The sequence below is a fragment of the Rhodococcus sp. 05-340-2 genome, from assembly GCF_002258915.1.
GTDB lineage: Bacteria > Actinomycetota > Actinomycetes > Mycobacteriales > Mycobacteriaceae > Rhodococcoides.
Window position 1 is genome coordinate 132,039 of sequence record NZ_NOYU01000005.1, and the last position, 24,152, is coordinate 156,190.

Consider the following 24,152-nt stretch of genomic DNA (forward strand, 5'->3'; position numbering starts at 1 on the left):
GCGGTGAACGGGAATCACGTTGGGGGACGGTGTGATCCGATCGCACGGCGTGCTTGTTCCACTTCTCGAGAAACTCAGAACTGGCGACGAACATCACCGACCTGCGGATCCGCCATGCCTATCCCTGGCATGGCGGGCATCGTCCGCGTCCTGAACCGCGACCACGTAGGCGTCGTGCAACCGCGTGAGGTCGAAGCGCTCGCCGATGGTGTCACCGTGAGCATCTATGTCGGCGCAGAGCTTTTCCCCAGGTGCACTCCAACTCGAACCGGCTTTCAACCGATAGAACGCAGATCGGGAAATGCTGAACAAGATGCGGCCGAGATGATCGTCGTCCTTGCTGCCAGCCGCGCGTCGAATCGCACGGTAGGCCTCATCCGTGGCGCGTTCCAGTTCACCCCGCCGGGCCTCCACGCGCTGCAGGGCACGAACGAGGCGCTCGTGGTACGCGGTGAGTCCGTCTGGCCCCCGCGACTTCGGCGGATGAACCGAGCTGTCGTGGGGCGACAATATTTCGTGAAATGTTCCTGTTCCTGTTCCCCTGGGAATGATGTCGAGTCGGTTGCCGAAATCTCGTGCACGCTGGGCGAATTGCCGTGAGTCCAGCAAGGGCAGCGTCGTCAGGTAATGACGCAGCTGGTCATCGGCGACCGCAGCGAACATGTCAGCGGTGAGCTCGAGTAGTGCCGGGTGATGCGCCCACGCGGTCATGGCAATCGAGATGGGATACGGAAGCCCGGTGCGGATGAGGGTCTGACAGCTCGCGCGGACGGCGGGTCTGGCCAGCCGATCTGCTCCCAGGATGATCAAGGTTTGTTCGACCACGGCACCGACGAACAAATCGTCGGGCGTCTGTGCAACACGAGCTGTCAATCTCGGCAGTTCGTCTTCGGCTCCCCTGTTGGCGAGACCCTTGGCGGCGGCGAACTCGAAGAACGTTTGATGGAGAAACCGGGCACGATTGTCGGTTGTCACCAGCACTCCGCGCCGGGTCAGTGCCCGTACATGTCTGCGTAGGACCACGTCGTCGTACGCATGGTCCGCCGATGCGGCGACCTGCGCCGCGCGTCGAACAAGGACGTCGACGGGTGGTTCGGGTGTGCCCAGAGCGAGCATGGCGATCGCCAGAAACCCAGCACTGGCCGAGAGGTCATCGGAGTCCTCAGCCGGTACCTCCGGTCCGGAGCGGTGATCGCTGACGATACGGCGAGACCAGAACAGGTTGTAGAGGCCGGTGACGTCGAGTTCGAGCTGAGGGAAATGTGGTGCCGACAATGAGAAGAGCAGTCTGAGCAGCAAGGGGCTGGTGCACACGTCGTCGACGAGAGCACCGCGGGCCAGGGCGGACTGGATCGCCGACACCGGATTCGTGGACATCACCGAGTCGTCGGCGATGAATTCGACGGTCAGGGCCTCGATTGCGGTCGGGAGTTCGGAGTTCGAGGAGAACGGCCCGAGGGTGATCTTGTGCCCAAGGTTCGCGGGAAGGCTTTGTCCTTCGAGCGGCCTGGTCGTCAGAACTACGGGGACTGCCGTCCGAGCGAGCACTGTGACCAGGTCGATGATGTCGTGGCGAGCAGAGCGGCTGTGCAGCATCAGGTCCGCGGTGTCGAGCAACAGTATGGCGCCGGGTCGACCGGTGATGGCGGAGATGATCTCGGCGTTCGAGGCTGTACGTATACCGTCGTCTCCAGGATGGAGCCAGGTGGCAGAGACCAGCAGCGGATGGAGCCCCTGCTCCTGTAGCGCTCGGTGCAGCGACCACAGCAGTGTCGATTTTCCGTGCCCGGCCTCACCGACCACGATCTGCGGCTCGGATCCCAGGACAGTGCGTCGAAGCAACGCGGCCTCGATATCGCGACTCACATACCAGGTGCCGTGGTCCCCGGATCCGACTTCGATGTCGTCGAGCAGGTGCTGCGACAGTCGTGCCAATCGATCCCAGTGCATGGGATCCATTTCGGTCACACTCACCTCGCCACGCCGCAGTAATCGGCGCGGTGGTGCGGCACCCTTATGGGGTCCTTGTTGCGATGCCGGGCATGAGCAGTCGGAGAACGCCGTCGGCAACGTCGACTGCCGTTTCGGTCGGCCGCGTCAAGCATCGAAACAGGACGTTGTTGGTCAGCATGATTGCCGCCTCGATCGTCGGTGCTTCATCGCTGAACACGCCCGCTTCGCGTCCCCGTTCCAGGATCGGGATCACCGCAGATGGCAGGTACAGGTTTTCCAGAACTGTGGTGACGGTGTTGGGTTGCTGAAACTGCTCGAAGCTCAAGGCGAGCAGCATCCCGGAACTCATGGCTCGGTTGTCGATCACGAATTCGCCTACTTCGATCAGAGTGCGGCGCAATGCGATAGCGGGTTCGACGCCGAGACGCTCATCGGCTCGCCGCAATCGCAGTACGCGATCGAATTTCGGTTTCAGCGCGGCCACGATGATGTCGACTTTGCTCGGGAACAGCCGTCTAAGGTCGTCGGCTCGGAGGCGTGCGGCCGCCGCGATATCGGCGAGAGTTACGAGAAAGTATCCGTTGTCGACGAACAGAGCTTCCGTTGCGGCGATCACGTCGGCCTCGAGGTCTGGCCGTAGAGCGTCGGAGTCGTCGGAAGGGTATGCCGGTTCAGGGTCGTGTGCCTGCCGATCGGAATGCAGTGGATCGATTGCCCACCGCAGGATCGAGGTGGTCGTTGCGGCAATGTCGTCCCCGGAGAAGGAACCGGGAGTCAGCATCTCTCGTAGTGCGAGTCCGTCGAGCAGAGCTCCGAGGACAGTGGAGAGGGAGGTCAGTGACATCGGTTGGCGGACGGACCCGCCCTGAGCTTGGATAGCCTGACCCACCTTGGTGCGCAGGTCGGCGTCCAGTCGCTCGAATTCGGGGGTGACGGCTTTGCGTGCCCCGTCGTGGTCGGTAGCGAGCAAGGTGGCGACCAGGCGCCGCCGCATCAGGCCGGAGGTCAGGTCTTCGAATAGGGCGGACACGGGTGCGGCCGCGTCTCGTAGCCCGGCAGGCGGGTCGGTCGGTGCAGTTCCGCTGTAATTCACGGTGAGGTTGTCGAGCAGATCCGCCACAAACGCTTCTTTGCCGCCGGAACCTCCGCTGCGGGAGTTCCCTGGGTAGGTGTTGTGGAACGTCTGGTGCGACAGCCCAGCACCGTCGACTACCGCCGAGATGGACAGCGACCGGGCGAGATCGGTCATGTCCACTTCGTTCAGGAGCCGGTATCCGGCGTGGAGAAATTGTTCACGCGGGACAGGCCTAGGGTTCAACGTCAACCGCCTTCACTGGACTTCAGAGCACCTGAGTGGATCACGAACTATAGCAATCCGGTGACCGCGCCCGCACTGTTTAGTTATCACTACATCTCGGTGTAGACCGAACACTCGAATCGATGTTCTTCTCGAATTGGTTTGTGTTGCAGGGGGTTCAGGGCCGTGGTCCGATACACATCGGCCTCAAGGCCGGTATCTCGAGGAGGACCAGATGGTGTTGATCGATCATCGACCCCAAGTCCAGACGCGCGTCGCAGTGCCCGGGACAGTGCGCAAACCCCTCGGCCCGAGGCCGCCCGTCACCCGTTCCACTCTTGCCTCGGGGCGAGATCATGGCCAACGGCCAGCGCCGACGTACACGTCACCCGGACTGACGGAGCGTGAAGTTGTAGTCCTGAAGGTCTGGTTGAACTGCGACACCAAAGTCGAAGTCGGTGCTCGTCTCCACATCGCCCTGGGAACCGTCAACACACACCTGACCCGAATTCGCGACAAATACTCCCGCGTCGGTCGGGCTGCGCCGACGAAGGCGACACTGGTCGCCCGGGCTCTGCAAGACGGCATAGTGAAACTCGACGATCTCTGAGCGCTGTGAGCGGAAACTCGACCCCTACTACGAGGCCGGAGTGGAGCCTGCGCAACGACCGCGGGCATTTCCACTCACCTGGTGCGCAGCACCACTTCCGTGGGATGAGCGTCGGCAGGCGTATCGATCGCATTGCGCACTGCACGGGCAACGGTGCTGGGCTGCAGGAACTTCGAGCCGTCGTACTCCCCACCCTCGTGCGCGACGATCTCCTGCTGCATCTCGGTGTCGATGCGTCCCGGATGCAGTGAGGTCACGCGCAACGACGGCTCTTCCTGCCGCAGTGCATCGCCGAAGGCCCGGAGTGCGAACTTGCTCGCCGCGTAACCGCCCCAACCGGGGTTCGCGCGAATGCCTGCACCCGAATTGATCAGCACCACATGACCGTTCGCCTTTCGCAGCGCCGGCAGCAGCAGCCGGGTCAGCTCGACGACGGCAATGACGTTCACCTCGTACTGTCGCCGCCAATCCTCGGCCGTCGACTCCTCGACCGTCCCCAGCGCCGCGACTCCGGCGTTGTGCACCAACACGTTAAGAGAATCGATGCCCGCCGCGGCGGCCGCCACCGCGTCGGGATCGGTCAGCTCCACCGGCCACGGGGTGGATCCGGCCAGTTCCGACGCGATCGGTGCGAGAGACTCGGTCGATCGTCCGCCGAGCAGGACGTGGTGATCCGGGGCGAGTAGTCGGGCGATGTGGGCCCCGAGGCCACGGCTTGCTCCGGTCACCAACGCAGTACGAGTCATACAGCCACAGTAACCAGAGGGTCTAGAAGCTCATCCCCGCCGCGGCCGCCCAGGTCTGTGTGGTGTTCGCGCCGTCGAGCTCTTCGCGAATGATGTCTGCGTGTCCCGCGTGTTGGGATATCTCGCGCAGGATGTGCAGCACTGTGAATCGCGCACTCTGCCAGATGCGTTCGGGTGCCCAGGGTGCCGTCGGCACCGGGACCGACAGGTCGAGGTCCAACGTCTCCAGCGCAGCCGAGGTGGAGCGTGCCACCTCTTCCCATTCGGCGATCAACCCCGCGACCGTTTCGTTCTCGGCCATGACGTATTCGTCACCGGCGGATTCCATGTCGAACTCGGCCGTGTCGTCGAGTTCGGCGATCACCTTCATCCAGTGCCGTTCGTTGCTGATCACGTGATGCAGCAGTCCGCCGAGGGTGAGCTCGCTGGCGGTCGTTCGGGTGTGCGCCTGTTCTTCGCTGATGCCGCGGACCGTGATGAGGAAGTTCGCGCGCTGTTCGGCGAGCATTTTCTCGATGTCGGTGTTTTCGGTGGCCATTGTTTCCTCCTGGGTGGGCTGGTGAAAACCACTGTAGGAAGGATCGCGGACAGGGTCGGTCCGCAATCGAAACGAGCGGAATCGCGCGCGCGGACGCAAACTGTCTGCATGGGCGATCGAGGTTTCACTTCCACGCAGTTGGCGGCGCGCGCGGCATATCTGCTCAGGGGCAACGACCTGGGTACCATGACCAGCGCGGCCCCGAGGCTGTATCCGCACATGTGGAGCTGGGACGCGGCGTTCGTTTCCGTCGGGCTCGCACCGCTGAGTGTCGAGCGCGCCGTGGTGGAAATGGACACGCTGCTCTCGGCGCAGTGGAAGAACGGGATGATCCCGCACATCGTCTTCGCCAACGGTGTCGACGGCTACTTTCCCGGTCCGGCGCGGTGGGCCACCGGCACGCTCGCCCCGCACGCGCCGATGAACCCGCAGACCTCGGGCATCACCCAGCCACCGGTGCACGCGATTGCCGTGCAGCGCATCCTCGATCATTCCAAGCGCCACGGACGCACGACGCGTGCCGTCGCCGAGGAGTTTCTCGATCGACGCTGGGGTGATCTGGTGCGGTGGCATCGCTGGCTCGCCCAGGCCCGCGACGTCGACGACAACGGAAGAGTCGCCGTCTTCCACGGCTGGGAGTCGGGGATGGACAATTCGCCACGGTGGGATTCGGCCTACGCGAATGTGGTTCCCGGAGAAATGGATCCGTACTTCCGGGAGGACAAGGCGGTCATCTCCGATGCCTCCCAGCGGCCCAGCAATCTCGAGTACGACCGCTACATCTGGCTCGTCGAGGAGATGAAGCAGGTCGGGTACGACGACGATGCATTGAAGACGAAGATGAGCTTTGCCGTCGAAGATGTGTTCGTCAGCGCCATCTTCGCGGTGGCCTGCGATGTGCTCGCGACCATCGGCGAGGACCATTCGCGTCCCCACTCCGATGTTCGGGAGCTGCGGTCGTGGGCGGAGAAGTTCCGCAAGGGAGTCATCGCGACGACGGACGCGCGCTCCGGTGGGGCCCGTGACTTCGATCTGCGGACGGGTCAGTGGATCGGCACCGAGACCATCGCGATGTTCGCTCCGTTGCTGTGCGGCGGACTGCCGCGCGAGCAGGAGCGCAACCTACTGCGGATCTTCGAGGGCACACGATTCTGTGGACATCCGGATCTGCGGTACGCGGTTCCGCCGTCGACGTCGCCGGTGTCGAAGGATTTCCGTGCCCGTGAGTATTGGCGCGGGCCGGTGTGGCCGGTGATGACGTGGCTGTTCTCGTGGGCGTTTGCGCGTCGCGGGTGGTCGGAGCGGTCACTGTCGCTGCGCGACGAAGGCTTGCGCCAGGCCAGCGACGGCAGCTTCGCCGAGTACTACGAGCCGTTCACGGGCAAGCCGCTCGGCAGCATGCAGCAATCCTGGACGGCCGCGGCCGTGCTGGACTGGCTGGGGTAGCGAGCAGGGTCAGTCGAGGTAGCTCTCGACGAGAGGGCCGACGACGTCGAACGAGGTGGCGTCGGGCACGAGGTACTTGGCGACGGTGCCGCAGACGAAGGGATGCCACGCGGAACCGGAGTCGGTGCCCAGGGACGAGACGGCCAGGATGTCGCCGAAGTAGATGCCGGGCAGGTGGCGCTGGACGAGTTCGTCGTTGTGCGACGCGACGGCGAGCAGTTCCTCGACATGGCTGCGATCGATCTCGTCGCCCATGGCTCCGAGGAGATCTGCGCCCTCGGCGCGGGCCAGCACAGGGTCGCTGTCCAGCAGCGTCAGTGCGCCGACGCTGATGCCCCGGTTCTGCAGCTCGACGGCGATGGCGTGGGCGAGAACTCCACCGAACGACATGCCCAGAAGGTGGACGGCGCCGTCGGTCTGGATGCGAGCGATGTCGTCGGCGTACTGCGCCGCCAGTGCTGCGAAGGATTCGGCGCGCTCACCGGACGCGGGTACCTGGACGCCGTAGATGGGGCGGTCGTCGTCGACGTGAGCTGCCAGACCCACGTAGCAGTCGACCAGACCCACCAGGGGATGGATGCAGAACACAGGGTCGAGGTGTCCGGTGCTTCGGATCGGCGCGATGGTCGGCACCGCGTAGTCGGACGGGTCGAGTTCCGTGAGAGCCAGATGCGAGAGATCGTTCACGACAGTCATGGGTGCGCCTCCGAGCCAAGAGATGTAGTTCGTGTTTCCATTGGGTTTGTTCGTGCCGACTCTGGGTATGTCGCTGTCGGCAGCGTGAGTGTTACCCACGTCTCATCAGTGACGACTCAACCACGTCTGTGAACAGAGTGCATTAGTGACTGTTCACCATTGAGTGCCCAGGTCCGGGCCCCTAATCTCACCCGAGTGTTCTTCTCCCGCACGTTGCGTGCCCTGTTCGGATTGTTCTCGGTCGGTGTCATCGCCTGTGCTGCGCCAGGGATAGCGTCCGCCGTTCCGCAGGGACCGGACGTCTCGTCGTGGCAACACATCGACGGCACCTCGATCGATTGGCACGCCGTCAAGGCTGCAGGCCACGGATTCGCGATGGTCAAGGCCACCGAAGGGCTGGATTACGTCAACCCGTTTTTCGTCGAGGATTCCATCGTCATGCGTACGGCGAACGTGGCGCGCGGGGCGTACCACTACGCCGATGTGACGCTCTCGCCAGAGTTGCAGGGCGCGTACTACTCGGCACTGGTGCTGGGCATCAACGGACCTGGCGATCTGCCGCCCGTGCTCGACCTCGAAGATGCGAAGGGCCGGTCGCCAGCCGAGGTGATCGACTGGACGCACCGGTACCTCGACACGGTCCAGACGCTGACCGGCCGTCAGCCGATCATCTACACCTATCCGAACTTCTGGCGGACGGCGATGGCCGACACCCACGAGTTCAACAACTATCCGCTGTGGATCGCCGACTACGGCGACGAGCTGGGGCCGCTCCCCGGCGGCTGGACCGAGTGGCTGTTCTGGCAGTTCACCGATCGCGGCACGATTCCCGGAATCGACGGGCGTACGGACATCAACCACTACGCGGGCACGCCGGAATCGTTGAGGGCACTCGCTCGTTGGTGACGCCCGTCCACCTGTACGTCTCGCAACCACACCAGTAGCGCGAGAACGGAAAAGCGCCCGCAGTCGACTGCTTTCGACTGCGGGCGCTTTCGGTTCACTGCCGATTCCGAACTGCTACGCAGACTTCCACACTGCGACGACGGAGGGCCGCGGCTGGGTGTCGCCGCCGTCGGGCCAATGCGAGATCGGTGCGTCGGCGGTGGCGTCGTCGCTCTCGCCCGGGTGCTGTACGCACACCACGACCCGCTCGTCGGAGACGATGGGACCGCAGGTCTCACCGCCGGCGGGAACCGTCAGGAACTGGCGGGTCTCACCTCGGCGTGGGCCGTCGAGCACTACGGCGAACAGGCCGTCGTTGGAGTCGAGAGCATTGCCGTCGGTGGAGACCCACAGGTTGCCCTTGGCGTCGAACGCCAGGTTGTCGGGGCACGAGATGGGGCTGACCTGGCTCTTGTCGAAGCCGCCGAAGTAGGTGTCGGCCTCGTTCGGGTCACCGCAGACCAGCAGCAGGTTCCAGGTGAAGGACGTGCCCGCGTGGTCGTCGTCGAGCTCGAGCACCTGACCGTTCTTGTTGGTGTTGCGGGGGTTGGCCTCGTCGGCGGCCGCCTTGCCCTCGGTGCCGCGGTTGGAGTTGTTCGTCAGCGCGACGTAGACCTTGCCGGTCACCGGGTTGGGCTCGAAGTCCTCGGGGCGGTCCATCTTGGTTGCGCCCACCTTGTCGCCTGCCTGACGGGTGAACACTGCGACCTCCTCGGCCGACATACCGTCGACGAGGGACGTGCCACGGCCGTTCTCGCCGGTCTCGAGCAGCGGGATCCACGTTCCGGTGCCACGGAATTCACCGTTGGACGGCAGGGTGCCGGATCCGTCGATCTCGTCGGGAGTATCGCCGGTGAGGGTGGCGACGTACAGCGTGCCCGCGTCGAGCAACGTCAGGTTGTTGCGCATCGCGGCCTGGCCGGTGCCGGGCATCATCTTTCGACTGGAGACGAACTTGTACATGTAGTCGAAGCGTTCGTCGTCGCCGCTGTAGGCCACCACGGTGCCGTCATCGGTGACGTGGATCGTTGCGGCCTCGTGCTTGAAACGGCCGAGCGCGGTGTGCTTGATCGGGGCCGACTGCGGATCCCACGGATTGACCTCGACGATGTATCCGAAGCGGTTGACCTCGTTGGGCTCCTGCGCCAGATCGAAGCGCTTGTCGAAGCGCTCCCACTTGCGGTCGCTCGCGGCACCTTCGACTCCGTAGCGCGAGAGACGCTGCGCCATCACGGGATCGGTGACCGACTCGGCGTTGCCGAAGTACTGGTTGAAGTTCTCCTCGCCGGAGAGCACCGTTCCCCACGGTGTCAGGCCGCCCGAGCAGTTGTTGAACGTGCCGAACACCGTGGTGCCGGTGGGGTCGACGCTCGTCTTGAGGAAATCGCTGCCCGCGGCGGGGCCGGTGACGACGAACTCGGTGGTGCCGGTGATGCGGCGGTTGTACTGCCCCATGGCAGGCGTCAGTTTGCCGGTGCCGGATTCCCCCTGCACCTGCACAACCGAAAGTCCGTGTGCGGCAAGGGCGACATCGAACTGCTCGCGGGTGGGGTTCTCCGCGTCGTAGCCCTTGAACATCGCCGGCTCGGTGCTGTATTCGTGGTTGACCACCAGTAGGTGCGCGTTGGGCGTGCCCTCGATCGGCAGCAGGCCGGCGAAGTCGTTGTTGAAGCCGAACTGCTTCTCCTGCGCAGCGGCCGTCTGGTTGTCGAAGTCGAACGCCGGTGCGCCTGCCACCACCGCGTCACCCCAGCGGATGACGACGCCTTGTTCGTAGCCCTCGGGTACCACGACCGCGTCCTCGGTGTTCGGTTCCACCGCAACGAAATCCACACCGTCGACGGGCGGGGTATCGGCACCCGACGTGCTCGAGGTTCCGCTTCCGGTGGTGGCGGGCTCGTCGGTCGAGCATGCCGCGAGAGCACTGCCCGCGCCCACGGCGAGCACTGCCATCGCTCCACCCTTGATGACGCCACGCCGCGACATCGCGGTCTTGACGATGTCGCCGAAGTACTCGCCCTTCGACGTATTGGGAATCTCGTGGAAGCACGCATCGCCGCACTTGTACTTGCACGTCAATGATGAGCGCTTGGAGCTTCCGTCGTGAACCGCGAACAAGGGTAGTGGCTTCATGACACGGCACGCTGTCACCCAAAAGCGAAAGTAAAGGAACGTTCAGGTGAAGTCGCGGACAACGAGGATGCCCTAACGTGCTACAGCACCTGCGAGAGGAAGGTCTTCAGTCGGTCGGTGTGCGGATCGTCGAACAACTGTTCCGGCGTTCCGGTTTCGACGGCGCTGCCGTGATCCATGAACAGCACCCGGTTGGACACCGATCGCGCGAATCCCATTTCGTGGGTCACCACCACCATGGTCATTCCGCCCTTGGCGAGGTCGGCCATCAATGCCAGCACGCCCTTGACCAACTCGGGGTCGAGAGCGGAGGTGGCCTCGTCGAAGAACATGACCTCGGGCTTCATGGCCAGTGCTCGCGCGATGGCGACGCGCTGCTGCTGTCCGCCGGAGAGATTGCCCGGACGCGAATCCGCCTTGTTGGCCAAACCGACCAACTCGAGCTGATCCATCGCGGCCGCGCGAGCCGCCTCCTTGGACAGGCCGAGCAGCTTCTGTGGGCCGAGGGCGATGTTGTCGGCAACGCTCTTGTGCGGGAACAGGTTGAACTGCTGGAACACCATGCCGATGCGTTGCCGCAACTGGTCGGGGTTGTCCTTCAGCACCGATTTACCGTCGAGCAGGATGTCGCCCTGCTCCGGCTCGTGCAGTCGATTGAGAGCACGCAGCAGCGTCGACTTGCCCGAGCCCGACGGTCCGATGACCGTCGTGGTCGTGCCGGCCGGGACGTCGATGCTCACCCCGCGCAGCACCTTGTTGGTACCGAAGGACAGGTGAATGTCCTTGCCCACGAGCGAAACAGAAGTCATGTCAGCCTCTTTCCACGACGACGGCCTGCTCGACCGGGTCCAGCGTCTGCTCGGCCTTGCCGGTGCGCAGTCGCTTGTCGATGTAGTTCACGAGATGGGTGAGCGGCACTGTCAGCACCAGGTAGAACAATCCGGCCGCGACGAGCGGGGACAGGTTTCCGGTCTGCGCGTTGAGATCTCGACCGACCGCGAACAGCTCACGCTGGGTGGCGAGCAATCCGAGGAAGTAGATCAGCGACGAGTCCTTGATCAGTGAGATGAACTGGTTCATCAGCGCAGGCAGGACGCGTCGGACACCCTGCGGGACGACCACCAGGTTCATCGAGCGACGTTGGCTGAAGCCCAGTGCGCGTGCAGCTTCCATCTGTCCGGCTTCGACGCTCTGGATGCCGGATCGGAAGATCTCGCCGATGTACGCGGCGGCGAGCAGCGAGAGTGCCGCAGCGCCGAGCCAGTACGGGTTGCCGCCGGTCACACTCTGCACCACCGGTCCGATGCCGAGTCCGATGATCAGAATGATGACCACCGCGGGCAGTCCGCGGAAAATGTCGGTGTAGACGCGAGCGGGCCAGCGCAGCCAGCGCGTGCGAGAGAGGCCGGCCAGGGCCAGCAGCATGCCCAGGACCGTACCGATGATGCCCGACGCCAACGCCAGAATCAGCGTGTTGGGCAGACCCACCTTGAACAGGTCGGGGATGGCGGACTTGTACAGCGACCAGTCGAAGAACGTATCCCCCAGCTGCGCGAGCGTGGATTTGGGTTGAACGGCAACGGCTTCGGGAGCATTCGCGTCGTTCTGTGCTGCGATGGCGGCGAAGTCGGGTAGCTCCGGCTCGGGGGCGGCCTTGCTTCCCGGCTTGAACCCGTCGGGCAATTCGCGAGGAACCCAGTCGGAGTACAGCGTGGCCCACGTGCCGTCGGCGATGACCGCGTCGAGGCCGGAGTTCAGCGCATCGATCAGCGGCTGATTGTCGCGGGCGACGGCCCAGCCGACGAAGTTGTTCAGCGAGAACGTGTTCTGCGTGATCGCCGTGCCGTCTTCCGGCTTGACCAAGCCCTCCGCCTGCTGGGACGGGGCCACCCATGCGTCGATCTGACCGGTCCGCAGATTGGCGTAGGCGGTGTTGTAATCCGGGAACTTCACCGGATCGAGGCCGAGAGTGTTGACCACGTAGTCGTCCTGCACGGTGCCCTGCACCACGCCGATCCTGCTGCCCGCGTTCAGGTCCTCGAACCTGCTGATCGGGCCGCCGGTCTGAGCAACGAGTGAGAAGTAGCCGAAGTCGTAGCCGTTGGTGAAGCCGACGGTGTTGCGTCGCTCGTCCGTCGTCGTGATCGAGGACGAACCGACGTCGAAACGGCGGCCCGCAACCTGCGCGAGCAGACCCGAGAACTCGGTACCCGAGAAGTTGATCTGCAGGCCGAGCTTGTCGGCGACGGCCTTCAGCAGCTCGTTGTCGTAGCCGGTGTACTGGCCGGCCGACTCCAGGCAGATGCTGGGCGGGGCGTCGGACAGGGTGCCGACGGTGAGCACTCCCGGCGTCGCCAATCCCAGAGCGTTCGTGTCCACTCGGTCCAGCGGAGTGACGTTCTCCGTCGTGTACCTGTCCTCCGTCGCGGCCGCTGCGGCAGCGTCGAAGTTCGTCGGGGTGGACGACGCACTGTCGACTCCGGGAGGGGCACACAGGTCGGTCGGACCTGCAGCCGCCTGATCATCGGAGTTCGACGTGCCACACGCGGCGAGCGTGAGGGCCATCAACAGTCCGAGAACGAGAACCACGAGCGCGCGTGAGGCGCGTACGGCAACCATGTACAAAACCCTAAGCGGACCAGGGCCCACTCACCCAAACGCGGCACGCGCAAGGGTTTCGCTCAACGAACTGGAGTGGGCTGGCTTACTTGTGCGCGTCCCGCCACGCGATGGCCTGGCCCAGCTCGGCCAGGTCGTACTCGGGTCCGTTGACGCCGACGGTGAACAGCGTTGCTCCGGCGTCGACGAAGTCCTGAGCGGTGTCCGCGCCGGGCCACGAGACCGACCGGGTGATCCCCGAGACGTCGCGTCCGACGGTGGTGCCGTGCTCGGCGAGGATCTTCGACTTGCGCTTCAACGCCTCGAGGTCGGCGAAGCTGTGCCAGATGTGTGCGTACTCGGCCACCATCTTCAGCGTCTTCTTCTCCCCGCCGCCGCCGATGAGGATCGGGATGTCGCGGGTTGGGGCCGGATTTCCGACATCGAGGCGGTGGCGGATTCTGGCGAGGCTCTCTTTCAGCAATGCCAGACGCGAACCGGCCGTGCCGAACTCGTAGCCGAAGTTGTCGTAGTCCTTCTCGTTCCAGCCGGCGCCGATTCCGAGGATCAAGCGGCCCCCGCTGATGTGGTCGACGGTGCGCGCCATGTCGGCCAACAGATCCGGGTTGCGGTAACCGCCGCCGGTGACGAGTGCGCCGATCTCGACGTTCGACGTCTGCTCGGCCCAGGCACCCAGCATCGTCCAGCACTCGAAATGAGCACCGTCGAGATCGCCGTACAGCGGGTAGAAGTGGTCCCAGTTGAAAACGATGTCGACGCCCGCATCCTCCGACCGCAACACCGCGTCGCGGATGAGTTGGTAATCGGGAGCGTGCTGGGGCTGAAGCTGAACACCGATCTTGACGGTCATGAAGGTCTCCTCGTCGTGTGGGCTGCGTCTCCCATGATGCACCCGAAAACCACTAGCCGATGCGGACGCCGCTCTCGGCCATCATCGCCCGCAGCACGAACCCGGCCTCGGAGCCGACGATCTCGCTGACGAGCGTGATGTAGCGATCGACGAATGCGCCTCCGTGTTGCTGCTCGTTCTCGTCTGCGAAGTGGTGAGCAAGCTCGTGCAGAACCACCAGTTCTCGCAGCGCCCACGCTCTGTTGCCGTGATGCAAGGGAACGGCGATGGTGGCCGTGTCCGGTTCGTAGTGCGCAGCACCCGATCCCGAGCGGGCTCGGACGGTGATCGTGCGGCCGGCCTCGGGCCACGTGGCCGCCACCCACTCCAGTGCGAGTACTGCGTCGACGTACGCCTGCACCGAGTCGATGGAGGCGAACTTGCGCTCGATCGGCAGCGTGATCTGCGAACCCATCACCTGCACCATGCGAAGGCCCCGCTCCTCGGCGCGATCGAACATGGTGCGGACCAGTTGTTCTGCGTCGTAGACGGCCGCTCGCTGCGCGTCCCTCGCCCTGCTCATCCGGCCAGCCTAATTTGTGTGGTCCGTCCGGCTCGCCTACAGTCTTCTATCGATAACGATTGTCGAATTCGTTCACATGTCTAGGCTGAGGAGATACCGTGCTGGCCGTCGATGACCTCTGCATCGATGCCGGACGTACCCGCATCGCCCGGCACGTGTCCTTCGAGATCCCCGCGGGTCGACGCCTCGGCCTGCTGGGCGCGTCGGGATCGGGAAAGTCGCTGATCGCGTCGGCACTGGTCGGAGCGCTGCCACCGGGCATCACCTGCACCGGCCGCATCACCGTCGACGGCCACGACGTCGCCGGAGTTCCGACGCCCTGCAGGCCGCGCACCGCCCGACCGGCGATGGTCTTCCAGGATTCGGCCACCGCGCTGAACCCGATGGTCACCGTCGGAAGGCAACTACGCACGCCCGACGCCTCCGCACTGCTCGAGCGCGTGGGTCTGCGCGACACCGAACGCATCCTGGCCTCGCACCCCCTCGAGCTGTCCGGCGGCCAACGTCAACGCGTCTGTATCGCAGTCGCATTGGCGCGCGCGAGTTCACTGGTGATTGCCGATGAGCCGACGACGGCGCTCGACGTGATGAGCCAGGCGCGGGTTCTCGACGCTCTGCGGGAGGTGCCATCGCTGCTGATGATCACACACGACATCGCCGTCGCCGCGCGGCTGTGTGATTACCTGATGGTTCTCGATTCGGGGCGCATCGTCGAATCTGGCTCCACGGCAGCGATTCTCGGTAGTCCGGAGTCCGATCTCGTGGTACGCATGCTCGATCGAGCTCGCGCCGCCGACCCATTCCGTCAGCTGGTGGCGCGATGAGTGCGGGCTTGACGGCCACGGGTATCACTCGCACCTACGTTCGGCACGGCTCGTCTCGGACCGCAGTCAACGGTGTCTCGTTCACGCTGCCGCCGGACGGTCGAACAGGAGTGGTCGGCGAATCCGGTTCGGGGAAGACCACGTTGTTGCGCATGCTGCTGGCGTTGGATGTGCCCTCCGAAGGAACAATCGAAGTGGACGGGCGCACAGTACGTCCCGGTTCCGTGCGATCGCTCCGATGGTTTCGCAGACTCGTGCAGTACGTACCCCAAGATCCTGCGACCAGCCTCGACCCACGCCGCAGTGTCCTGGATCTGGTGGCGACGCCGCTGCGACTCCTCGGCGTCGACGGCGATCATCGAGCCAAGGCAGGTGCCGCACTCGCTGCCGTCGGACTGGACGAGCGTTATCTGCAGCGCCGCCCGACGGAACTGTCCGGCGGTCAGAATCAACGCGTCGCGATCGCTCGTGCGGTGGCATGCGAACCGCAGTACCTGCTGGCGGACGAGCCGGTCAGCGGACTGGACCCTGATCTGCGCGAGCAGGTCCTCGCAGTCCTGGCCGGACTGCCCAGCGCAGTGCTGATCGTCAGCCACGACCTGTCGGCGGTCGCTCGACTGTGCAGCGACGTATCGGTCATGCACGAAGGCCGGATCGTCGAAACCGGCAGCGTGCGAGACATTCTCACCGAACCGCAGCACTTCCGCACCCGAGATCTGATCGACGCCGTACCCCGGCTTGCATGATTATCACAGGAGATCCATTGACCACCACTCTGTTGTCTACCAACGTGTTCCGCATCGGCACCCTGGCAGCGGTAGGTGCACTCACGCTCACCGGCTGCTTCTCTTCGGGTGCTGCCGACGACACCGCAGATCGGGCCCGCGTCGCGATGCTGCAACCGCCACGCTCGGGGCTCTCGCAGTTCAGCGACGATGCCTTCAAGCTCTCACGCTGGTCCACCGCCGAAACTCTCGTCACCCTCGACGATCTCGGTGATGCTCAGCCCGGTTTGGCCACCGACTGGAGCCGCGTCGACGAGCGCACCTGGAGTTTCGACCTCCGACCCGACGTGAGGTTCCACAACGGTGCGCCACTCGACTCCGCCGCCGTCGTCACCGCACTGACTGCTGCCACTACCGCCGCGCCGAAGCCGCGCATCCTCGACGGTGTCGAGCTGACGGTGACCGCCACCGACGACGACACGGTGGAGGTGGTCACCGAGGACATCGATCCACTGGTGCCGCAACGCCTCTCGAGCCCGCAGCTCGCCATCCTTGCGCCCGAGGCCTATTCCGCCGGTGGCAGCAACCCCGTCGGAACCGGCACCGGACCGTTCGTGCTCACCGGAGTGAACGGCACATCCAGCGCCACTCTGGACCGCAACGACGACTACTGGGGTGAGCCCGCGAAGCTCGCCGGCATCGACGTCGACTTCGTGCCCGACGGTACGGCCCGCGCAGCAGCGCTACGCAACGGCACCGCCGATGTGGTGGAGGCCATTCCGGTGTCGCAGGCCGGCAACATCGACCCGTCACTGGTGCACGAGGTTCCGATGCCGCGCACCAACACCCTGTACCTGAACACGTCGGCCGGCGTATTCGCGGATCCGGCCATGCGTGCCGCCGCGCGGGAGTCGGTGGACAAGGATCGCCTGGTCGAGCAGGTCTACGAGGGCCGCGCCGACGCCGCGAACGGATTGCTCGGCCCCGCACTGCCGTGGGCGGCGGACCGTCCCGTGCGCACCGAGACACCGGCGGGCGATGCCACCGGAAAGAAGATCACCCTCGCGACCTTCACCGACCGCGCCGAACTCCCCGAGGTTGCCGTACTGCTGCAGCAGGAACTCGAGGCGAAGGGCTTCGTGGTCGAGCAGGTGGTGCGCGAGTACCAGTTCATCGAAACCGACGCTCTCAGTGGCGCATTCGATGCCTTCATCCTCTCCCGCGCGACCGTGCTCGATTCCGGTGATCCGGTGGCATACATGTACTCCGACTTCGCCTGCGAGGGATCGTTCGACATCTCCCAGTTCTGCGACCCGCAGGTCGACGCGGCACTGGCAGACGCATCGGCCACCGAACCAGGAGACGACCGCCGCGCCGCGATCCTGGACGCCGAGAAGCTGATCCTGGAGAAGGATGCGGCTGTACCGATGCTGCACGAACGCGTCATCCAGGGTGAATCCGAAGGCCTGACCGGCGTCGCTCGCGATCCCAGGGAACGCATGCTCATCACCAACCAGACCGCCTTCGAGTAAGCAGTGAGAACAACCGTCTCGCGGCTGGTTGCCGTCGCCGGTGTCGTCATCCTCGTCGGGATGCTGCCGTGGCTGTCGAATCGCGATCCGGCACTGAGCATTCTGCGGGCCCGTTCGGCCGAACAGGAAGCAACCCCCGAGGCCCTGGCGGCCATTCGCGGCGACCTCGGCCTCGACGCCGGGCCGCTGCGGATGTTCTGGGACTGGCTCACCGGCATCGCGTCGGGCAATCCCGGAACATCGTGGAACACAGGGCAGCCGGTGCTGCCAGGGGCGCTCGATGCGCTACTGGTGTCGCTGACGCTGATGGGCTTCGCGATGCTCGTTGCGATCGCCGTCGCCGCCCTCGTGGTCGTCCCCAGCGTGCGGGCCGGACTGCGCGGCACCCCGAAACGTACGGGTGGCGGTGTCGCCGCAGCGCTGACCTCGATGCCGGAGTTTCTGCTCGCGTCGGTACTCGTTGTTCTCGGTGCCGTGTGGTTGTCGTTTCCGGCCTACGGCTGGAGTGGTCCCGAGTACGCGGTGCTACCTGCGCTCGCGCTCGGGTTGCCTGCGGGCGGGCTGATCGGGCGACTGCTCGCCGACGCGATCGCCGTCACCTTCACCGAGGGGTGGGTCATCACGTGGACGGTCGCAGGCTTCTCGCGGTCGCAGATCGCCGGTGCGGTCCTGCGCCGCGCCCTACCCGGCCTCGCGTCGCAGATCGGTCTGGTCATGGTTGCCATGACCGGCGGCGCAGTGGCCGTCGAAAAGGTCTTCGCCATACCGGGATTGGGTCGGACAACGCTCGGTGACACGCAGTCGCAGGATCTACCCGCCCTGCAGATCGACATCGTTCTTCTACTGGCCGTCAGTGCTGCTCTCGGTGTCGCGGCCGAACTGGCCCGACGGCTGCTGCTCGGCAGCGCACTGCACGAGAAGGCGATGCCCATCCCGTCCGGCGTCTTTCATCCGTCGCCGCGACGGTGGTTGGTGCCGATCGCAGCGGCGTCCGTCCTACTGGTCATGGTGCTTGCCGGACTCCCTCGAGACGGCCAGGCGACGACGCGGGAGAAGTTCGCGGCCCCATCAGCGGCCCACCCCTTCGGAACGGACGCGTCGGGTCGAGATCTGTTGGCCCGCGTCGCCGACGGCGCACTGCGGTCGATCGGTCTGTCGCTGGCTGTCACGCTCGGGGCCCTGGTGGTCGGCGTGCTGCTGGGACTGGTTCCGCGGGCATCGCGTGGTCTGGTCGAGGTGACCAATGCGGCACCGCCGGTGGTCACCGGCATTCTGATCGCAGCGATCTGGGGTCCGAGTGCAGGCGGGGCGGCCGTCGCGGTTCTCATCGTCACGTGGGCTCCGCTCGCCGCGCACACTGCCGCTCTCGTCGAGGAGACCCGCGCTCGGCCGTACATCTCCATCCTGCCGACACTCGGGGCAGGGAACGCGCGAATCCTGTTCGGCTCCATCGTGCCCAGCGTCGTTCCGGTAGTGCTGCGGCACGCCATGATTCGGCTGCCCGGCGTGGCTCTCGCTCTCGCGGCCCTCGGATTCCTCGGCCTCGGACCGCAACCCCCCACTGCGGATTGGGGATTGATACTGTCCGACGGGGTCGCGGCCGTCGAGCGAGCACCCTGGGTCACCGCCGCTCCGCTCGCGTCCTTGATCGCACTCGCGGTTCTCGCAGTCTCGCTCGCCGGTGCCACCTCGGGGCGTGTGCGCAAGACCGGTAGCGTCGTCGAGAAAGTCGATGCAGGAGGGCGCGTTACATGAGTTCGAGGACCGACAGGTCGCCGACGCGATGGCGGTGGTCGTTTCTGGTCGATCTGCGGCGCGCCACCCCCACCGTCCGTTTGCTCGTCCTCACCCAAATGACCTTCAACATCGGCTTTTTCATGGTGTTGCCCTATCTGTCGGTGCATCTGACGGGCGACCTCGGGCTCGGTGCAGCACTCGTCGGAGTGGTCCTCGGGATCAGGACCTTCTCGCAGCAGGGACTGTTCTTCGTCGGTGGCACTCTCGCCGATCGATGGGGCATCAAGCCGGTCGTTCTCGTCGGCTGTGCTCTGCGGGTACTGGGATTCGTGGGTCTCGCTTTCGCCGATTCGCTGCCTGCCGTGCTGATCGCCACGGTAGCGATCGGATTTGCGGCCGCATTGTTCTCTCCCGCAGTCGAATCCGCAGTGGCGATCGAGGCGGGCAAGAGTGAACGCGACGGCGGACCGACCCGTGTCGAGAGCTTCGCGCTGATGTCGGTGTGCAGTCAGATCGGCTCGTTCACCGGCCCACTCGTCGGATCGGTACTGCTGCTCGTCGATTTCAGGATCGCGTGCCTCGTGGCTGCGGCGATCTTCGTTCTGGTCATCGCCGCTCACGTGCGGTGGCTGCCGCGTGAGCGCGGCGAACATCGTGACGACCCATGGCTCTCGGGCTGGACCGACGTGGTGCGCAACCGGACCTTCGTGCTGTTCGCGGTGGCGATGAGCGCGCAATTGGTGGCCTACAACCAGCTGTACCTGTTGCTACCACTCGAGGTCGAACGCGCCTGGGGCTCGCAGACCGTGCTGGGCTGGTTCTTCGCGATCTCGGCAGTACTGGTGGTGACAGGCCAACTGCCCATCACCCGACGCGTCGCCGGGGTATCACCGCGGGTCACGTTGCCGATCGGATTCGCCGTCATGGCAGCGTCGTTCGCGCTCGTCGCGGCCACCTCCCCCCTCGAGCTGCAGGGCGTGGTGGGTCTCGTCCCGGCCGCCCTGTTCGTCCTGCTGCTGGCGCTGGGTCAGATGATCGCCATGCCACAGGCCAGGGATCTGGTGCCGCGCATGGCCGCCGAACGTCGCCTGGGCTCGTACTACGGATTCATGGCCTCACTCGGGGGCATCGGCGTGCTCATCGGATCGACCGCACTCGGTGTGGTGATCGACGCCTCCCCCGACACCGGCTGGGGCGCAGCCATCCCGTGGCTGGTCGCGGCCCTGTTCCCCATCGCGAGTGTCATCGGACTTCGCGTGGTGCTCGCGCGCCTCGACTGACTGCCCCCGAGTCCCCGCCGCTGCCCCCAATCCCCGCCCGCCGACTCCAGTCCCCACAAACGCGCGCGCGTTTGCCAAACGCGAGCAGATTCGCCTCCGATTCGACGCGAATCCCCGCGCACCTGGCGAATGCGCGCGCGTTTGCCGAAACCTCGATTACACCCGAATCCGCAGCACCGAGATCCGCCCGTCCTGAGCACACTCGAACCAGTAGGACAGGTTCACCGGACTTCCCGGGAAGTCGCCCGAGATCTGTGCGGTGGTGGTGCTGCCTGCACCGGATTCGACGACGGAGAGTACGTCGTAGTGCACCTGCGGCACCTCGGTTCGCCATCGTCGGATCTCGTCGATGCCGCGATACTCGTGTCCCTCGTCCTCCACGATGGCGTCGGGGGCGAACAGGGCGAAGTAGGGCTCCGAGTCGGCCAGTGTGGCGAGCTCGAAGTAGCGGTCGATGGTCTGTAATTCGGTCATGAACCCAGACTGAGCCCTCCTCCTCGGGGAGAGTCGACTCTCCCCCACCGGGAGGGGTCAGAATGTCGACATGAACGGATTGCTGACGATCGGCGAGTTCTCTCGCATCACGCACCTGTCGGTCAAGACTCTGCGGCGCTATCACGAGTCCGGGTTGCTCGAACCTGCCACCGTCGACGACTTCACCGGCTACCGGTACTACGCCACGGATCAGGTCGCCACGGCACAGATCATCAGACGGTTCCGCAGCATGCAGATGCCCGAGCGTGAGGTGCGGGCGATCGTCACCACGCCGGATCCCGACGCCCGAGCCCGGTTGATCACCGAACACCTCACTCGGCTCGAGCGGCAGTTGGACGACACCCGATCAGCGGTGACGGCGCTGCGTCGGTTGTTGGATCCGACACCGCCCACTATCGAGGTACGACGCATACTCACCGAACAGTGTTCGGTTGCAGCAGTTTCCGAGGTGGTCGACGCGTCCGAGGTGCTCGGCTGGTACAGCACGGCAATGGCCGAGATCGATGCGGCCGGAGTCGAGCCGACGGGTCCTGCGGGTGGGTTGTACGACAACGAGTTGTTCACCGAGGGCCGCGGGATCATGACGGTGTACATTCCCACGCTGAATACGCTGTCTGTCAACAGGATTCGGCCGCTGACGCTGCAGCCCACCGAACTCGCCGTGACGGTACATCACGGGCCTCATGACGATATCGACGTCACCTACGGCGCTCTCGGGGTGTACGTCGAGACCAACGGCCTCGCCATCGCGGGGCCCGTTCGCGAGGTCTACGCCGTCGGGCCACGTGATACCGAGGATTCGACCTCGTGGCGCACCCACATCGGATGGCCGGTATTCGCGGCCTCGGCCCGAACGCAGTAGTCAGCGACCCAACTGCCTGCTTGCTCCGTCGATTTCTGCATGACCACCGATTCTTGCGTTTCGCCCCGCTCGATCCCCGGCCCTTCGGGCACCCTCGGAGTAGCCGGCGTTGGCGCTCTGGCCCCGCCAGTGTCCGCGCGCGGTCGATGTCTGTCGGTAGTAGTCGCGTAGTTCGATCTCTTTGTTGCGCAACACCAGTGCCGTCCCAGCACCCTGTTGTTCCTGCTCGATGGCCTTGGCCTCGGTGTCCTTCTTCACTTCGCCTAGCCGTTGACCGATGCGCGACGCGAACGCGGTCTGAAAGTTCAGCCGTGCCGTCACGGCAGCGACGGGCACTTCCTCGCGCCGGGTGTAGCGTCGACGATTCTTGATTTCGGTGACGGTGCGGATGGCTGTCTCGGATCGGTAGGCACCGGACTTGATGTACGCGTCCGAGGCTCGCACCATCTGAATCAGCAGCGAGGAATAGAGGGCCTCGGTGGTCTCGATGTCGGAGTCGAAACCGTAGGCGAATACCTGCGTCGACGATCGGGACACGTCGCACTGGACGTCGTTGGCGTGGGCGATGGCCACGAACAGTTGCACATAGGTCTTGAGCCCACGCTTGCCCGGCTCTCCGATGGGGACGACCTTCTGGCTGGGCGTCGCCTGCCGCTCCCTGGATGCACTGTGCGAACGAGCAACCGCCAGATCGACCGACGCCGACGTGGCCAAACGTTGAGCTGCCTCCATGAAGGCCTCGGCCTCGTGTGGATTGTCGGTGGACTCGGCCTGGCGTAGCAGTCCGCCGATCCGCGTCAGCATCTTGTCCGAACTCATGAGCGAGAGGCTACCGGCCGACTCCGACACATCCGGGTTGACCGATTCAGGAACGCGATAACGACCACCATTCGGTGCATTGTGTGCCACAGTTCCCATCGACATATGTGTCGGGGGAGCATCACAGCACGATTCTGCGGGTCTATCTCCGGGCGCATACCACCGTGTAGAAGTTAGTGGAGAAAACAATGGCGTCTTTGATCACGAAGGTGGCGGTGGTTGCTACGGCAGCCACGCTGCTGACGCTCACCGGTTGTTCGAGCGACAGCGGTTCGAGCGGCGATTCGGGTGCTGCATCCGAAAACGCCGACGGCCGTGGACCTATCACCTATGTAGAGGGCCAGGACACCACCGAGACCGGTGTCGTCCAGCAGATCATCTCGGAGTGGAACTCCAGCCACCCCGACGAGCAGGTCACCTTCAAGGAACAGTCCGCCGACGCCGATCAGGCTCACGACGACTTCGTGCAGCAGCTGCAGGCTCAGCAGAGCGACTACGACGTGATGGCACTCGACGTCGTCTGGACCGCCGAGTTCGCGGCCAAGGGCTGGCTCGTGCCGCTGGAGGGCGAGTTCGCACTCGACAACGCAGGCGTTCTGCCCGCGACCGTCGCGAGCGCAACCTACAACGGCACGCAGTACGCCGCACCGAAGAACACCAACGGCGGATTGCTCTACTACCGCAGTGATCTGCTCCCCGAGGCGCCCACCACCTGGGCCGAGCTCACCGAGGATTGCCAGGTCGCCCGGGACAACAACATCGATTGCTACGCCGGGCAATTCGCCCCGTACGAAGGTCTGACGGCCAACGCGTCGGAGATCATCAACGCGCACGGCGGATCGATCGTCGCCGAAGACGGCAAGACCCCGACCGTCGACAGCCCGGAGGCCAAGGCCGGACTGCAGACCCTCGTCACCGCGTTCGAGACCGGCGTCATCCCGGCCCAGGACACCACGTTCAAGGAGTCCGAGAGCCAGCAGGCGTTCCAGGACGGTCAGACCTTGTTCCTGCGTAACTGGCCGTACGTCTACGGCACCGCGGCGGAGGAAGGCTCGGCTGTGGCCGGCAAGTACTCGGTCGCACCGCTTCCCGGAGTCACCGGAGTCGGCACCTCGACGCTCGGTGGATACAACGCCGCGATCAGTGCGTACTCCGAGAACAAGGCCACTGCTGCCGACTTCCTGCGGTTCCTGCAGGGTGAGCAGGCTCAGCGCATCATCGCCGAGGGCGCACTGCCGCCGGTGCTCTCGTCGCTGTACGACGATCCCGCACTGATCGCCGCGATGCCGTACCTTCCCGCATTGAAGGCATCCATCGAGAATGCAGTTCCGCGTCCCGTCACCCCGTTCTACCCGGCCGTCTCGAAGGCCGTGCAGGACAACGTTTCTGCCGCCATCAAGGGTGAGAAGAGCGTCGACCAGGCGATCACGGACATGCAGGCCGGTATCGAAACCGCCGGCGCCAACTGATTTCGGGAGAACCA

The 24,152-nt window shown here is 64.9% G+C and carries 22 protein-coding genes; 10 read left to right on the forward strand and 12 right to left on the reverse strand.

Features of this window, described 5'->3' with window-relative positions:
• Positions 1 to 93: 93 nt before the first annotated feature.
• Together CH271_RS01240 and CH271_RS01245 are read right to left on the reverse strand one after the other, a co-directional pair.
• Positions 94 to 1,968, reverse strand: coding sequence for an ATP-binding protein (locus CH271_RS01240; RefSeq protein ID WP_143545986.1), 1,875 nt, complete (start codon positions 1,966 to 1,968; stop codon positions 94 to 96).
• Positions 1,969 to 2,014: 46 nt separating this feature from the next.
• Complete coding sequence (locus CH271_RS01245) at positions 2,015 to 3,202, reverse strand: TetR family transcriptional regulator (protein WP_143545987.1); 1,188 nt, start codon at positions 3,200 to 3,202, stop codon at positions 2,015 to 2,017.
• Between the two features lie 283 nt (positions 3,203 to 3,485).
• On the opposite strand from CH271_RS01245, the gene CH271_RS28330 reads away from it, so the two are divergent.
• On the forward strand, positions 3,486 to 3,860 hold the full coding sequence (locus tag CH271_RS28330) for a LuxR C-terminal-related transcriptional regulator (protein ID WP_141216638.1): 375 nt from the start codon (positions 3,486 to 3,488) through the stop codon (positions 3,858 to 3,860).
• 74 nt (positions 3,861 to 3,934) lie between these two features.
• On the opposite strand, the gene CH271_RS01255 is transcribed toward CH271_RS28330, so the two are convergent.
• Together CH271_RS01255 and CH271_RS01260 are read right to left on the reverse strand one after the other, a co-directional pair.
• On the reverse strand, positions 3,935 to 4,606 hold the full coding sequence (locus CH271_RS01255; RefSeq protein WP_094632200.1) for an SDR family oxidoreductase: 672 nt from the start codon (positions 4,604 to 4,606) through the stop codon (positions 3,935 to 3,937).
• Positions 4,607 to 4,628: 22 nt separating this feature from the next.
• Complete coding sequence (locus tag CH271_RS01260) at positions 4,629 to 5,144, reverse strand: DinB family protein (protein ID WP_094632202.1); 516 nt, start codon at positions 5,142 to 5,144, stop codon at positions 4,629 to 4,631.
• A gap of 108 nt (positions 5,145 to 5,252) precedes the next feature.
• On the opposite strand from CH271_RS01260, the gene ggh reads away from it, so the two are divergent.
• A complete protein-coding gene (gene ggh / locus CH271_RS01265; protein WP_094632204.1) occupies positions 5,253 to 6,590 on the forward strand; it encodes a glucosylglycerate hydrolase in 1,338 nt (445 codons plus the stop codon).
• Between the two features lie 9 nt (positions 6,591 to 6,599).
• On the opposite strand, the gene CH271_RS01270 is transcribed toward ggh, so the two are convergent.
• Positions 6,600 to 7,286, reverse strand: coding sequence for a thioesterase domain-containing protein (locus CH271_RS01270; protein WP_037195692.1), 687 nt, complete (start codon positions 7,284 to 7,286; stop codon positions 6,600 to 6,602).
• A gap of 195 nt (positions 7,287 to 7,481) precedes the next feature.
• Here CH271_RS01270 and CH271_RS01275 point away from each other — a divergent pair, with 195 nt between their 5' ends.
• Positions 7,482 to 8,192, forward strand: a complete 711-nt coding sequence (locus CH271_RS01275; RefSeq protein WP_094632206.1) for a glycoside hydrolase family 25 protein — start codon at positions 7,482 to 7,484, stop codon at positions 8,190 to 8,192.
• Positions 8,193 to 8,306: 114 nt separating this feature from the next.
• On the opposite strand, the gene CH271_RS01280 is transcribed toward CH271_RS01275, so the two are convergent.
• The 5 genes from CH271_RS01280 to CH271_RS01300 all read right to left on the reverse strand — a co-directional run bounded on the left by CH271_RS01280 (position 8,307) and on the right by CH271_RS01300 (position 14,395).
• A complete protein-coding gene (locus CH271_RS01280) occupies positions 8,307 to 10,364 on the reverse strand; it encodes a PhoX family protein (RefSeq protein ID WP_094632208.1) in 2,058 nt (685 codons plus the stop codon).
• An 80-nt stretch (positions 10,365 to 10,444) separates the two neighbouring features.
• Positions 10,445 to 11,173: an amino acid ABC transporter ATP-binding protein gene (locus tag CH271_RS01285; protein ID WP_037195243.1), complete on the reverse strand. Its 729-nt coding sequence runs from the start codon at positions 11,171 to 11,173 to the stop codon at positions 10,445 to 10,447.
• A 1-nt stretch (position 11,174) separates the two neighbouring features.
• Complete coding sequence (locus tag CH271_RS01290; RefSeq protein WP_094632210.1) at positions 11,175 to 12,983, reverse strand: ABC transporter substrate-binding protein/permease; 1,809 nt, start codon at positions 12,981 to 12,983, stop codon at positions 11,175 to 11,177.
• Positions 12,984 to 13,068: 85 nt separating this feature from the next.
• Positions 13,069 to 13,833, reverse strand: a complete 765-nt coding sequence (locus CH271_RS01295) for an LLM class F420-dependent oxidoreductase (RefSeq protein WP_094632212.1) — start codon at positions 13,831 to 13,833, stop codon at positions 13,069 to 13,071.
• Positions 13,834 to 13,885: 52 nt separating this feature from the next.
• Positions 13,886 to 14,395 (reverse strand): TIGR04338 family metallohydrolase, encoded by a 510-nt coding sequence (locus CH271_RS01300; protein ID WP_037195237.1) that lies wholly within the window; start codon positions 14,393 to 14,395, stop codon positions 13,886 to 13,888.
• A gap of 98 nt (positions 14,396 to 14,493) precedes the next feature.
• On the opposite strand from CH271_RS01300, the gene CH271_RS01305 reads away from it, so the two are divergent.
• From CH271_RS01305 to CH271_RS01325, 5 genes are read left to right on the forward strand one after another with little or no spacing between them, the layout of a single operon-like run.
• Positions 14,494 to 15,219 carry an ATP-binding cassette domain-containing protein gene (locus CH271_RS01305; protein WP_094632214.1) on the forward strand — a complete coding sequence of 242 codons (726 nt, stop codon included), beginning with the start codon at positions 14,494 to 14,496 and terminating at the stop codon, positions 15,217 to 15,219.
• Positions 15,216 to 15,965 carry an ABC transporter ATP-binding protein gene (locus tag CH271_RS01310; protein WP_094632216.1) on the forward strand — a complete coding sequence of 250 codons (750 nt, stop codon included), beginning with the start codon at positions 15,216 to 15,218 and terminating at the stop codon, positions 15,963 to 15,965. The genes CH271_RS01305 and CH271_RS01310 overlap by 4 nt, the downstream gene beginning before the upstream one ends.
• Complete coding sequence (locus CH271_RS01315; RefSeq protein ID WP_094632218.1) at positions 15,962 to 17,476, forward strand: ABC transporter substrate-binding protein; 1,515 nt, start codon at positions 15,962 to 15,964, stop codon at positions 17,474 to 17,476. Before CH271_RS01310 ends, CH271_RS01315 begins: the two co-directional genes overlap by 4 nt.
• A gap of 3 nt (positions 17,477 to 17,479) precedes the next feature.
• The gene (locus CH271_RS01320) at positions 17,480 to 19,231 is read left to right on the forward strand and encodes an ABC transporter permease subunit (protein WP_218828528.1); all 1,752 of its coding nucleotides are present in this window, start codon (positions 17,480 to 17,482) and stop codon (positions 19,229 to 19,231) included.
• Positions 19,228 to 20,493: an MDR family MFS transporter gene (locus CH271_RS01325; protein ID WP_094632220.1), complete on the forward strand. Its 1,266-nt coding sequence runs from the start codon at positions 19,228 to 19,230 to the stop codon at positions 20,491 to 20,493. Before CH271_RS01320 ends, CH271_RS01325 begins: the two co-directional genes overlap by 4 nt.
• A 156-nt stretch (positions 20,494 to 20,649) precedes the next feature.
• On the opposite strand, the gene CH271_RS01330 is transcribed toward CH271_RS01325, so the two are convergent.
• Positions 20,650 to 20,967 carry a nuclear transport factor 2 family protein gene (locus CH271_RS01330; RefSeq protein ID WP_094632222.1) on the reverse strand — a complete coding sequence of 106 codons (318 nt, stop codon included), beginning with the start codon at positions 20,965 to 20,967 and terminating at the stop codon, positions 20,650 to 20,652.
• A 70-nt stretch (positions 20,968 to 21,037) separates the two neighbouring features.
• On the opposite strand from CH271_RS01330, the gene CH271_RS01335 reads away from it, so the two are divergent.
• Positions 21,038 to 21,850 (forward strand): MerR family transcriptional regulator, encoded by an 813-nt coding sequence (locus CH271_RS01335; protein ID WP_094632224.1) that lies wholly within the window; start codon positions 21,038 to 21,040, stop codon positions 21,848 to 21,850.
• Here the strand turns inward: CH271_RS01335 and CH271_RS01340 are convergent, their stop codons facing one another.
• Entirely contained in the window at positions 21,851 to 22,669 is an 819-nt protein-coding gene (locus CH271_RS01340; RefSeq protein WP_037195659.1) for a DUF2786 domain-containing protein, read from the reverse strand.
• Between the two features lie 188 nt (positions 22,670 to 22,857).
• Between CH271_RS01340 and CH271_RS01345 the strand changes: the two genes are divergently transcribed.
• Entirely contained in the window at positions 22,858 to 24,138 is a 1,281-nt protein-coding gene (locus tag CH271_RS01345; protein ID WP_037195231.1) for an ABC transporter substrate-binding protein, read from the forward strand.
• Positions 24,139 to 24,152: the final 14 nt, after the last annotated feature.